Raw genomic sequence first — 13,158 nt, 5'->3', positions numbered from 1 at the left:
CAATAACTTAAAAACTCAATCGACAATTCATGGTAATATCACACCCACTAATGTAAATTTATTTACTTTTATATTCTTCAAAACTAATAACATTCGTTTTAGAGCCATCACCTAAAACCAGTCTCTGGCAATAGGCCAAGAGCTTTTCCACCGGGATCATCTTTTCTTTACGCTTAGTTTCTTTGTTTGTTATACGTTTTACCGTAGTGTTTAGGTAAATTGCTAATTCAGTCGCTTGCTGAATTGATAACTCAGATACACCTTGCTTCCTTAAAACTTGTTCAATCCAAAGTCCGGCATCGCTGATGTGCCCATTTATACTTAAATCAGTGTTTTTAACCCACTCAACGTTAAATACTATATCTGATAACTCACTCAATAACATGGCTATTTCAGTTTTAGGGGTAAGTTGGTAGCTTTCGAATGTTTCCGCCAACATTACCTGTCATTCAATGATAAGTACCTTAGTTAACTCATCATGAGTTAAGCGTGAAATAACAGTTATAAAAAATGAATCGACTATTAGCTGTACAAACAATGATAGTCTTTTCATAGGACTTATATTGGTTATTAATACCATCAGCTTCCCAGCACATAAATGTGCTATCTGACTTAACTACATTGACGCCAGATTGTTTACCTGCAAGTGTAGGCAATCTCAGCAAGTCTTCTTTTAGCCACTTTACCAAGGCGTTTGTTGGTGAGTACAATAATTTCACTTGCTTGTTACTCTTCAAATAATCCTGCTGCTAAAGGATAGATACCATCAGGATGCAAAAGATTATTCGATTTTAATTTAAGCAAATCAGCACTTACTTTCTCGTTGTGGGCAAAAAGAGTTTTAGTATCAAAGGTTGTGTTTAAATCAAATTGATGTGTTTCCGACTTCAGCCAGTCACAAAATGCTTGGGTGTTAATTTCAGATTTTTGATTTGCCTGAACCTGAACTGCCACTAATTCTTGTCGCTGTCTTACACCAGTTGAGTTTTGCCACCTTAAATATGAGCAAACAACCGCCCCTTCCAGATCATTGACACTAATAACTGATGTTGAAAGCCCACCAAAATCATATGACTTAGCCTTGTCTAGCAAGAACTTAAATATGAAATTATCAAGATCCATCATTTCACAATTGCCACGATGAGCGTGTAATTTTCGGTCAAACGTTACTTCCCAACGTGTTTTTCTTACCCCTAGTTCAGTAGCTATTTCTTCAGGCAATTTAATATGCCAAATTAATCCTTTATGTGTTTCATCTGTAATTTCTACGCCCAAATAACGAAACATTCCTAAAGCAAACGACTGGACATGCTCAGATGTAATATTTAATTCTTCTTTAATTTCAGAAGGGTTAAATCCCGCGGCATAATCAAAAAGTTCTCGTTGTTTACTCGCTGCGTTTTTAGCCTTGGTAAGCGCTTCTTCAATCCTTTTTGTTGTGCGAGTAATACCTTCTCCAATAGCCTCCGACAATATTGTTTCTACATCTATCAAGTCGGCTACTTCACCCATAATGTCTTCGCCTAGTCTTTCGTTGAATTCACCGCTCACTGAGGATAAATCACCCACGACTTGCTCTATGCGCTCCTGCATAAGTTCCATAATCTGATCATCCATAGATTCAGGAGAATACAAGTTAAAAACGACAACGCGATGTTTCTGTCCATAACGGTATAGACGACCTATCCGTTGCACTAGTCTCATCGGGTTCCAAGGTAGATCGTAGTTAACCATGATGTGACACTTATCTTGAAGGTTGATACCTTCGCCACCAGCTTCAGTTGAAATTAAAAACTGTCCATCACTTTCAAAATTTCTAATAGCTTCTCTTCGTTCGTGGTGCTTCATCGAGCCATTAATTAAGTCAACACAACCAATTCCAAACTGCTGCTCTAGCGCTAATTTAATATACTCCTGCGTAGATTTATACTCGGTAAAAATTAATACCTTTTCATTCTTATTGCTCGCTAATATTTTGGGGATCAGTGTATCTATAAATTCTTTTAGCTTAGGGTCGTCTTTAAGCACTTCTTCACTTTCAGCAATCAAAGTATCTAATTGCTCTAGCTCACCATCAAAAAACTCTTTTGTTTGTGTACCTGCTAATACCTGCTCCTCTGATTCCCCAATGAAACGCGCATCTTCAATAGTTAAATTGTCAGATTCATAAATCGAATCAGACTCCTGAATAAGACGCAGTTTTCGGTTGTGTAGCGCTCTATGAATGGCCTTGGCACTCGATGCTGCTAATTTACGATACACTGTCATAACAAAGCCGATTGCATTGCCTGTTTGCCCCATTTCACTTGCCGTTAAATATCCCTTTCTTAGATAAGATTGAAGAGATTCATCAAAAGCTTTCATTGAATCATCGTGAGGAACTCGTATCGCCTTTGTTGTCTTTCCTTTAAATATAAAGTTTCCTTCTAAGTCGGTAACATCAGATTTGTTATTGCGGATCATCATTTCGGACAATATTTCAGGGTTTAATGCTAGTGTTTCGATCTCAGCCTTTCTTTCCGGGTTTAGTAGCATCAATAAGCTTTGGAACTTGTCAGGTTTACCTTGGTGTGGCGTCGCACTTAACAGCACCATTGACTTTGTTTTAGTTCTCAAAAGGTTGGCTAATTGAAAACGATGAGACACATCATACTTCAGGCCATATTGCCTTCGACTTAAACGGTGAGCTTCATCAAATATTACTAAATCCCAATGCTCAGCTCTTAGCAGCTTTTCTAAATGACTTTCTTCTTTGAACTTATCAATAGAGCCAATAACATGTTTATACATTCCCCATTCGCGCTCTTCTTCAATATTAAAGTTGTCGCCATAAACTCTAAATTCACTTAAACCGAACTTGTTATGGAGTTCTTCTTTCCATTGAGCAGTCAATCCTGCTGGGGTTATCAGCAAGACCCTATCCGCTTGCCCTCGTTGTTCAAGAGCCTTAAGCAGCATTCCTGTTTCAATTGTTTTACCAAGTCCTACATCATCAGCAATAAGCCAATTAAGGTGACCTGACGCTAGAATATGATGAACCAAATGAACTTGATGTGGTAATGGGTCTATGTCTAATCGAGACAAAGAACCAGTATTTTCATTCCAATTTTCAATAGCATGCGCAAGCACTTTTAAGCGAAACTTTTCTGGTGATGTTTCATCACCAAAATCTTTGGTGCAAAAACGATGTTTTACGCCCTTAATCCACGTTAACCTTTCAAAAGGTAACCAACGAGACTCACCTATATCAGAAAAGTAGACGAGTACTTGGTCAAACCCAGCAACATTCCGTGTTTTTAGCACTAATCCTTCACCTAGCGACTTATCAGCCTTTGATATTGGAGTGTGTTGCACCTCCATCCCGACCATAAAGCCTGAACAAACAGATTCGAAAGGAATTAGCGTTTGTCCTAATTGGGTATTTTTCCAATGTACTTTCAGCGTAATGCCATCCATACCTTCCAACACATTTAAAACAAGCCCTTCACCATTGTCTTTGTGAGCGACCCAGCAACCTTTAACAGGCTTAATTCCATTATTATTTCTCATTATATTTCCCTCTTTCGCTTTCAGGGGTCGTTGAACGCCAATACTCTAATAAATAGTCAAATGTATACTTATCTGATAAGAATTGATTTTTAGGTGCATTGCTTGAAGCTAAATCAATACCCAACTCTCTTAGTTTTGTCACCTCGTCAGAGTGGGTATAGTGTGACCATAGAGAATACTCATTCTCATATTCAGTAGGTACGCTAAAACCATCCACAAAGCGTGTTACGTTTCTCTCGTGTAATCGGTAGTTAAATAGATATTTAGTAAATGCAGGAAAGCACTTTCTAAGAACGGTGTGGTTGAACCAAGCTTCAAATTCATACTCTAAGAAGTCATATATTTCTTCATATGACGGGGTAGCCTCAAAAACCCTAATTAACCTTAATGCTTGACTCCAACTGCAATGACGATATGCGGCATCAGTTGACTCACCTGCGCCGTAGGCTTTGCTAAATGTGATCCAATACCTCGAAGAGTCTTGCCATAAATTTTTAATATCATAAGCTAATTCAAGCTCAACAAAACTCGCACCAGCGGCTACTTCTCGTTCAAGTGCTTTTCTAATATTGGTCCAACCTCTTGATGTAAACACCTCGACAAGAAACGGTAAAGTACTTGTATCCCAGTTAAACTCCAATACACATTCAACGGCAATTAACCTTGCTCGTTCTGCTAATGTTAGGGTGTTTTCTAAAGCGCCAAACTCTTCTTCACCTTCTTCATCATACTGTTCTTCAAGGGCATCATCCCAGTAATCGTATAGGCTTAGTTCTTCATTATTTTCACTTTCAGTAAACGAAGTCAGTTCGATACTATCAAGCAAATCTAATTCAGCTTCTTGGTCAGCGAAAGAGGTTAGTTCATGAGTAACCCATTCTAAACCATCGGATTCAGAGGCGTCTTCAAAGTGCTCGTTGGCCAAACCATCCATTGCTTCATCAGGCAACGCATCAACAAAATCTATAAGATCGCTGTTACTTTCAGTTGTCGCAGTAACGTCAGAAGCCCCTGCATTTTCTAGAGTAGACTCATGAGTGGTTTCAACTTCTTCTTTCTCTTCTATTGGTGTATCTATTGAGTTTAATAATGACTCGTCAGTGATATGATTAGGTGGTGTATAGTTAGTATCAGTCTCTACGTTTACGTTGGTATTTAAAGGTTCCTCAACACCATCTTTTGGTTTTTGATCATCCAGTAATAGTCTAAATTTATTCTTAACTATTATCTTGGACTTTTGGACAGTTGTATTAGTTCTAGATTGCTTTTGACCAACTAAACTTAGTGTTTTCGTTGGTGAGGCTGGTTTACTATCAGGTAAATCAAAAGAATATTCTGATTCACTAATTTCTACCGATTGCGTTTCTAAGAAATCAATATCATGTTCACTGGGTAATTCAACATTCGTTGATTGTGTTCGTGCCGCTTGCGTGCCTAATAATCTTTCATTGACTGTTTGAGCAATATCAAGCTGCCCAACCTGTTGATAAAGGCTGCTCAAGCTAGTTAATATTACTTCTGAGTCAGAATAATCTTTCAATGCTTCCTGTAATAGTGCGATAGCTAGCTGGACTTCTTCTTTATCTACTAGCTCTGCTACTCGCTTAAGTAGCTCACTCCCCACCCTTGATTTATCGATTGTAAAATCAGACATTTTTCCTCCTAACAGCTTCGTCATGAGGAATAAAATTTCGATTTCTAGTTCTCGATAAATCTTGCATTAAGCATCCTTTCTAGTGTATGTGTGCAGTCTTTTTATTTGCTGAGTTAACTTTCTTGTTCTTCGGGATAATCCAGAGGAGTAACCGCCGACCAACCTTCGCGAGCTGGTGCGTTCTTCTGTGTTCTAATACATCCATCTTCCGTTGAAATAACTTTCCCTTTTCTATGTATCATGCCTCTAACTACTGTTTTTCGGGGGTGATGCTCATCTTCCTTTGATGCGCTAACAATAGCAGTAAAAGTAGTGTCGTCTGGAGAAGGTTGAAATAATGGCTTTTCACCAAGCCATCGATCTAACAGCTCGGTGGAAACATTTCGTCTTGAACCATGATGTGGAACCTGAAATCGGTCAATTCCGGGTAAAGTTAATCCAACGTATGGTGCATAATCAGCAGCTTCAGTTAAAGCATCTCGCCCCGCATCACCAGTGAGCAATATCTTGTTGTCACATAAGTTCGCATATTGAACAATGCTCATTTCATTTTCAGCGGAAGTTGGCTCTGATGAAAAGTTTTCATCTCCCCAAAGCACTGCCACTAATGCACGGGCAGCTTCATTTATCAGTCCAAACAATCCAGTGAATATGTCTTCTGATTTTTCATGATGCTCTGGTGTTTTATCTGACTCTACTACTAAATCTAAATAGCGATACTTTGACGGTGCCAATACATTAAAGGAACCAATTACAGCTCCTTGGAATGGCTCCCTTATTGGAATACCTTTTTGATTTGCTATTTCTTCCAAAGCAACCAAATTTGGATATAACTCTTTAAGTCTTCTCTTTAGGTTTTCGACTGAAGTAAACCGCTTAAACCTATCGATAAGCTCATCTGCATAAAGCCAAGGTCTTAACATCCATAGTTCGCCAACATTATACTGCTCTAATACCGTTCTCAGCCCCCCAGCGTGATCACCATCAGGATGAGTAACAACAACAGCATCAATAAAAGTTGGTGCGTTGTAATATTGATTAATATGGGCGACAACTTTGTCACCCGTTGCTTGAAAGCCGCCATCAACGACATGGATCTTTTGTTGACCGTTAACCTGATAACGAATACAAATCGCATCACCACTTTTCTTTGACTCAACATTTAAAAAATCAATTTCGTAAAAGTCATCCATTACTTATCTTCCTTATTATCATCACTCAACTTTGCATTTCTAGTTTTTTCTATACCAAATAATGACTTACCAATTTCTTCAATCTTTGCCACGAATTTATCAACATTCAATCCGGCAAAGAAAGCAAAAGCATAATAACCGAAGTTACCCGCATCCGTGTTTTGAGATGCATCTAAAACAACAAGCCCTGCTTTTAAAAAGATGTAAGCGACAATCCCGCAAATAAAACTGGTAATAGGTCTTAAGTAGTACCAAATCTCCCATGATTTGGTCCAACGATCATGAACGCATCTATTTAAATACACTGAGCGAAGGCAATACAAAATGCCTCCTAGCATTGATATTAAGGCGCATCGCAATGCTAATTCACTACTAGTTAGTGAATTAGGCAAGCCGCATTGTTCTAAACCTAAAAATGCTGATGCAATGATTAAAAGCATCGCTACCAAATATGTAATCACCAATTTCATTTACGTTCCTTGTTTATAATTCACCAGCGAAAGATTTTTGGCTTAACGAGTTGAAAGCATTTGATGCTTCCACTGCTGATTTTTGCATTGCTAATTTAGACTTTCGTACTTTAACTACTGCGTCGTGATATTTTTCCACGAGCTTTTCATCAGGCACTAGTACATTAAAGTTTTTCAATTCCACAGGCGAAATATGTGGCACGGTTGTTTCCGTCGGGCAACAGTGTTTTTCAAAAGCCTTAGACAATATGCTAGCATACAAAAAGTCAGTGTATTTTGGGTTTTTGGGTCTTATTCTCGCTACACGCTGGACAAGATACGTATCCCTTTCATTTTCTGGGAATACACAAACTTTCAACCCACTAGAAATCCACGGACGATCCATTGCCAAAATGACATCTCCAGACTTTATTTTATAATTTTGAATTCCAGCTAATTTTTCTTTATTCCAGTAGACCGTATCTTTCCAATCGAAATACCCAGTCAAGGTATTGGCTCCACGACAAAGCCTTACCGAATCTTCACCATCGTCAATATATTCAGCGCTTTTAAATGCATATCCAGAAATTACGTCTGAGAGTTCAGTTAACTTAACTTGAGGTAACCCCTTCGGATTTAAAACAGGATCGCCGAACATATCGAGGAAGACACTGCGGAGGAAGTCGTCAGCGAGGTCGATGGCTTGTTGGCGTTTGCGGCGCACACTGTCGGCTTTATCTAAAATCGCGGCGATGCGTTTTTGTTCTTCGAGTGGTGGAAGTGGGATTTCTAAATCTTTAACAATATCTTTATTTAGGTTTTTTACTACTGCTCCAGCAGCTTTGGATGCAAGTTTGTTTTTAACTTCTGTAGAACCTAAATAATGGTAGAAATAATCAGTAAAAATTTGATCAGTTTTGGGACTAAGTACCAACCATCCATCGTGAATGCAGCCAGAAGTTCTAAGAATATATGGTCTTCCAAAGCTCATAGAGTTAGTAAGTAAAAAGTCCCCCTTCTTTACCTCTCTCGACTTCTTGACTCCTTCCGGCTTTATCTTTTTGGCTGTTTTATCAATATATTTACTATCCCCTTTAGTATCACCAATCATTATCCAGTTTACCCCATCAGGAGCATCAGTGATGAATTGATCAATTGGTCGTGGAGACCCACCACGAGCAATATCAAAAATTTCACTCATTTTTACAACAGGCCAACTCACAGCATTGCCTCCAGCTCTTTTAAATCAGCCAATATCTCATTTTCCAACTTCACTAACTTGCCTAAGATTTCCTTTGGCGGATCGTATTGCTCTTCTTCATACACCACTTCTTTGTAGCGATTAATAGAAAGGTCATACTTATTTGAAGTAATTTCTTCTTTACTAACCCAAAACGCCTTTTGGGTTTTGTCATTTGCTTCGGTTTCAGCTACAGCTTTGTCACGGGCTTTAAACTGAGCGACTAAATCTGGTAAGTCGTTATCTTTGATTGGTGTGCGTTTATCGTCGAGCGAGTAACCATCGGCTTGTACGTCATAAAACCAAACGTGATCGGTGCTGCCGCCTTTGGTGAAAATTAAAATCGCGGTTGATACACCTGCATAGGGTTTAAATACCCCGCTTGGCAGTGAAATCACCGCCTCAAGCTGGTTATTATCCACTAACAGTTTACGCAATTGTTGGTGCGCGTTAGATGAGCCAAATAATACGCCATCGGGCACGATGGTCGCGCTGCGGCCACCCACACGTAACATACGCTCAATTAGCGCAACAAACAGAAGTTCGGTTTTTTTTGTTTTTACTTTACGCAGTAACTCTGGGCAAACGTCTTCTTCATCTAGTGAGCCTTTGAACGGCGGATTGGCGAGAATAATTTCCATGCCGGACTTTGCTTCATTTGGAAACTTCTCTAAGAATGATTGGCTTAAGGTATCTTGGTAGTGAATATCAGGCTGTTTAATGCCGTGCATCACTAAGTTCATTGCCGCAACACGTAACATGGTGGCATCAAAATCAAAGCCGTGGAACATATCGGTATCGATGTGCTTGCGAGCGTCTTCGCCAATTAAATCGCCTGAATACAAGACGTTTTCAAGCTGTTTACCGTTGATGTCGAGCATCGGCTTGCCATCGATATCAAATAGCGGCTCGCGTTCTATACCTTCTTGTGAGGTGTATTTTTCAAGTAAATATTCGTAAGACACTGATAAGAAGCCACCTGTGCCCGTTGATGGGTCGCAAATACGGCTGTTTTTGTCTGGGTCCATCATTTCCACCATTGCACGAATAATGTGACGTGGCGTTCTAAACTGGCCGTTAATACCTGCCGTGGTTAACTTACTTAATAGATATTCGTATAAGTCACCTTTGGTATCAGAGTTTTCTAATGGTAAGTCGTTCACCATCTCTACCGCTTTCACTAATAACGATTGCTTTTGGATCATCAACTGCGCGTCTTTCATAAACTCGTTGAAAATAGCGCCCTCGGTTGATTCATCATCATTGGCTTTAGAGAAATACGGGAATAGCTCGTCTTTAACCACTTTATAAAGTTCTTCCGCGCCTAAATGACGCAGGTTTTGCCAACGCAAGTGCTGTTCGTTGTCATTAAAGCGGCGTGTAAATGGCTTTTTCGTTCTGGCGAAACGCTTTTCATCGGCTTGCTCATTCATATCAAGCATACGGGCGTACATTAAAAATGTGATTTGCTCGATTACCGTTAGTGGGTTGGTGATACCACCCGTCCAAAATTCTTCCCAAAGTTTGTCTATTTTGCTTTTTAACTGACCTGTGATCATTTTCTCTTTTCCTCTTGTCGAACGGTTTAATTAAACGCTCGACCTACAACTGAATTTCTTTATCTACTGATGTGGCTTTTTGTCCTAACTCCACATCAAACTGTTTAATAAATTGCTCTATCACATCGGCTTGCGCTTCACTGAACACGCCATCAAGGCCCATATCATGTACTTGGGTAAATGGAACATCGTAAAGCTGATCAATCTTGATAACGCCATAGCGCACTAGGTGATTTTTTAATAAACCAATAAAACGCTGTTGTTTGGCATTCATATGGGTATGAGTTTGCTGTACGAATTTAGTAAAGCTATGCTCGATTGCCTCTTTATCCATGCCAACAATGGTACGAAGAATTTTATCTAAGCTTGCCGTTGAATCTGGGTAAAACTCTTTCAAAGTATTTAAATCAACATTCGGGTTTTGAATGTGGACTAAAGCATTTAAGCGAGCAATGTCATCTTCTGTAACTGGGCTACCAGCACGGATTTTTTGTAACACGCTATCGGTTTCAAATAGTGGTGCTAAGGTTTTCTCCACCTCTTGGCGGAAGATTTGATAGTCAATCGACACTATCTTGGTAGGACGTTCCGTAACCTGATAGTCAGCTTCATCTTCTCTGATGTCTAAGATGACTTCTTGTGAAGGTGGTTGAATACCTTTTTCTCTTAAGTGAATAACGCTACGCAATGCTTTACGGCTGGTTTCCAATGTTTCAAAACCGTCTATTGATGCTGTTAGGTTCTGCCAGTATTCCTCTTTTTGAATATCTGCAATAAAACTTGCCTTAGCACGCACCTCATTTAAGTGCATTTGTAGTTTTTCTATCTTCACCATTAATGCTTGCCTAGCTAAGTCGATTTGGCTTGGATCGGTGTATAGCAAAGTTTGGATAATGGCGATTTCATTATCAAATTTATACGCTTCTGACTGGCCCATAATATTGCGCCATTGCATCAGAGGTGCAATATGTTCATAGAGACTTGTTTTAGTTTCTGGGGCAAACTGATTGAGGTATTTTTCGTCTTTGCACGCTTCAACTACCTGCCAATTGTCACGCACCGCTATGGTATTCATATCAAGTGAACATATGTCCTGATGAATGAGTTTTATCACTTCATCAAACGTTGCGACATCGGCTTTTTTAAGTGAGGTTTCAGCCAGTAACAAGCGTGATTCAAATAGCTTTTGAGTTAACGATTTTGACTGTTTAACGTCCTCTTCTTCTGGGTCCATATCGAAGTATTCGAAGTTTTCCCAGTGATCGAAAATCAAGAAGTGAGTTTTATCTTTACCTGCTCCATAAAGATCTTTACACAAGCGCGTGCCTCGACCAATCATTTGCCAGAACTTCACTTTCGATTTAATTGGCTTAGCAAATACGAGATTTACACATTCAGGCACATCAATACCTGTGTCGAGCATATCAACCGAGACGGCTATGCGAATGCTGTTTTCATCTGTCGATTTAAAATCGTCAATAAGCTCTTCAGCACGTTCATATTTCGAGTGAATAACTCGGCAAAAGTTATTCCCCAACTGCGGATACATTTCTGCAAATAGGTTTGCCATAAGTTCGGCGTGAGCAATATTCCGCGCAAATACAATTGTTTTACCCGGCAATTGACCATCAACATCACGTAAACCTTTTTCCATCAGGTTTCTAATAATTGCTTCATTAGTTCCTGTTATTTTCACTGCATCATCAATTTCTTTTGCGTCAAAATCCAACTCATTAGGATCAATCCCTTGGTCTTCAAGTTGAGCAATTTGCTCGTCACTAAGATTGTCCTTGCTAATGCCTTCGCGCTGGAATTTAGTGGTAAAGCTAACGATTTTGTAGGGTACTAAGTTGCCGTCTTCTATCGCTTGTTCTAGCGGATAATTCGCCGTCGGCATTTTAAAATCACAACCGAATAGCTGACAGGTAGAACGAGATACCATTTCAACTGGGGTTGCAGTTAAGCCAACTTCTAACGCATCAAAGTATTTAAAAATGTCGCCGTAAATATTGTAAATAGAACGGTGAGATTCATCAGCAACAATCAGATCAAAATAACCTACATCATACTTTTGGAAAATGCGCATCATGCCCGGATAGGTTGCAATAAAGACACGAGCACTACTTGCTGCTTCTTTTTTACTTTTACCAACTACATATAGCGGCTCTTTGGTAAATTCGTTAAAAGCATTACCCGCTTGCTTACGTAACTCTTTACGGTCACATAGGAATAAAACACGCTTTGCCCAACCAGCATCCAACAAGCGTTTCGCCAGCGCGATAGATACTCGCGTTTTTCCCGTACCCGTTGCTTGTACGATAAGAGATTTACGGTGTTTGTTGGTGAAACGCTCACAGACACGAGATATGGTTTCCATTTGATACATACGACCAGCCACATCGGTATCAATAGGCGTTTGGTTGAGATTTTTTTTCAAAGTTCGTTGCTTAATAAGGTATTGCAACGAGTCTTTTGAGTAATAACCATAAAGCTTGCGACTGTTATAGCCTTGGGCATCGTCTAAAATACGAATGTCGTAACCATTTGAATAGAATATTACAGGGCGTTGACCATATTCCTTTTCTAGCGCATCAGCATAGATTTTTGCTTGCTCGCGGCCTTTCTCAACTGATTCACGAGTACGCTTTGCTTCAATAACCGCCAATGGCTTACCATCATCATCCCACAGAACGTAATCAGCTCTTCCGTTTCCACTATTCGTTGGCTGATGTGGCAAATCTACTTCTTTGCCCACTTCATCGGTGCTAGATTCGTCTAGTGAAACATTCCAGCCCGCTGCACGTAAATCCATATCAATAATACGGGCGCGAGTTTCAGCCTCGTCAAACTTAAAGCTTGATGTGATTTTCTTATTCAGTGATTGCACTTGGCTGACTTTTTCAGAGTCAATTGCTTGTTTAAGCTTGGATGCTTCAATTTGTGCAAGTTTTTGCGCTTTTTCAGAAGCTGCCAGCTCTTCTAGTGCTTTCTTTAATCGCGCTTCATTTTCAGCTAGCTGTTTTTCAAGTTGCTTGTTCTTCTTAACAAACTCTGCCCCAGATTGATCAATTGGTTTTGTTTGTTCTGGGATCGTAAATTCAGGACAATCTTCTTGCTGGCCTCCCGCATAAGCCATAAAGAGGTAACTAGCGACAAAGTAACTTTCTTTTAATATCCAGATAGCTTGCTGCTGATCGACTCTGCCTTCATGCGCTGCTTGGTTACCGCTTTTACGGATCGCATGAAGTTTGTCAGTAATTAAGCTGGGTACAACACTTGTGAAGTCATCTGAGGTTAACTTGTCATAGATGTTAGAGTTGGGGAATACAGGTAGGCGAAGCTCCTTGTACAAATAGCCAACCACTTTTTCAGCAAAACAGCGTAGTTTTACTAAAGCACTTTGTGGGTCACTGATCACATAGTCTTCTGCAAATGCAGCAAGCTGATGTAACTCAGGCCATTTGATTTGGATGTGTTCAAAATTCATTGATTGCTTCATTCCTGATTATTCCTT

9 protein-coding genes are annotated in these 13,158 nt (G+C 39.6%); all 9 read right to left on the bottom strand.

Annotated features, from left to right (window positions below):
• Positions 1-58: 58 nt before the first annotated feature.
• Entirely contained in the window at positions 59-439 is a 381-nt protein-coding gene (locus L3Q70_RS04660; RefSeq protein WP_237114945.1) for a hypothetical protein, read from the bottom strand.
• A 37-nt stretch (positions 440-476) separates the two neighbouring features.
• Positions 477-719: a hypothetical protein gene (locus L3Q70_RS04655; protein WP_237114944.1), complete on the bottom strand. Its 243-nt coding sequence runs from the start codon at positions 717-719 to the stop codon at positions 477-479.
• 7 nt (positions 720-726) lie between these two features.
• Positions 727-3,549, bottom strand: a complete 2,823-nt coding sequence (locus L3Q70_RS04650; protein WP_237114943.1) for a helicase-related protein — start codon at positions 3,547-3,549, stop codon at positions 727-729.
• The gene (locus L3Q70_RS04645; protein ID WP_237114942.1) at positions 3,539-5,203 is read right to left on the bottom strand and encodes a hypothetical protein; all 1,665 of its coding nucleotides are present in this window, start codon (positions 5,201-5,203) and stop codon (positions 3,539-3,541) included. Before L3Q70_RS04645 ends, L3Q70_RS04650 begins: the two co-directional genes overlap by 11 nt.
• Positions 5,204-5,316: 113 nt before the next feature.
• Positions 5,317-6,396 carry an MBL fold metallo-hydrolase gene (locus L3Q70_RS04640; protein WP_237114941.1) on the bottom strand — a complete coding sequence of 360 codons (1,080 nt, stop codon included), beginning with the start codon at positions 6,394-6,396 and terminating at the stop codon, positions 5,317-5,319.
• Complete coding sequence (locus tag L3Q70_RS04635; protein ID WP_237114940.1) at positions 6,396-6,866, bottom strand: hypothetical protein; 471 nt, start codon at positions 6,864-6,866, stop codon at positions 6,396-6,398. Before L3Q70_RS04635 ends, L3Q70_RS04640 begins: the two co-directional genes overlap by 1 nt.
• A gap of 13 nt (positions 6,867-6,879) precedes the next feature.
• Positions 6,880-8,067: a restriction endonuclease subunit S gene (locus tag L3Q70_RS04630; protein WP_237114939.1), complete on the bottom strand. Its 1,188-nt coding sequence runs from the start codon at positions 8,065-8,067 to the stop codon at positions 6,880-6,882.
• Complete coding sequence (locus tag L3Q70_RS04625; RefSeq protein ID WP_237114938.1) at positions 8,064-9,644, bottom strand: class I SAM-dependent DNA methyltransferase; 1,581 nt, start codon at positions 9,642-9,644, stop codon at positions 8,064-8,066. Before L3Q70_RS04625 ends, L3Q70_RS04630 begins: the two co-directional genes overlap by 4 nt.
• Positions 9,645-9,687: 43 nt before the next feature.
• Complete coding sequence (locus L3Q70_RS04620; RefSeq protein WP_237114937.1) at positions 9,688-13,143, bottom strand: DEAD/DEAH box helicase family protein; 3,456 nt, start codon at positions 13,141-13,143, stop codon at positions 9,688-9,690.
• Positions 13,144-13,158 lie beyond the last annotated feature (15 nt).

Source organism: Pseudoalteromonas sp. CF6-2, assembly GCF_021729425.1.
Lineage (GTDB): Bacteria > Pseudomonadota > Gammaproteobacteria > Enterobacterales > Alteromonadaceae > Pseudoalteromonas > Pseudoalteromonas arabiensis.
The sequence above is the reverse complement of the archived record's forward strand: the minus strand, read 5'-3'. Positions and strand labels throughout refer to the sequence as shown.

Excerpts from the sequence above, each read along its gene's own strand:
- L3Q70_RS04640 (WP_237114941.1), bottom strand. The coding sequence starts at position 6,396 with ATGGATGACTTTTACGAAATTGATTTTTTAAATGTTGAGTCAAAGAAA.
- L3Q70_RS04620 (WP_237114937.1), bottom strand. The coding sequence starts at position 13,143 with ATGAAGCAATCAATGAATTTTGAACACATCCAAATCAAATGGCCTGAG.
- L3Q70_RS04645 (WP_237114942.1), bottom strand. The coding sequence starts at position 5,203 with ATGTCTGATTTTACAATCGATAAATCAAGGGTGGGGAGTGAGCTACTT.
- L3Q70_RS04635 (WP_237114940.1), bottom strand. The coding sequence starts at position 6,866 with ATGAAATTGGTGATTACATATTTGGTAGCGATGCTTTTAATCATTGCA.
- L3Q70_RS04650 (WP_237114943.1), bottom strand. The coding sequence starts at position 3,549 with ATGAGAAATAATAATGGAATTAAGCCTGTTAAAGGTTGCTGGGTCGCT.
- L3Q70_RS04625 (WP_237114938.1), bottom strand. The coding sequence starts at position 9,644 with ATGATCACAGGTCAGTTAAAAAGCAAAATAGACAAACTTTGGGAAGAA.
- L3Q70_RS04660 (WP_237114945.1), bottom strand. The coding sequence starts at position 439 with ATGTTGGCGGAAACATTCGAAAGCTACCAACTTACCCCTAAAACTGAA.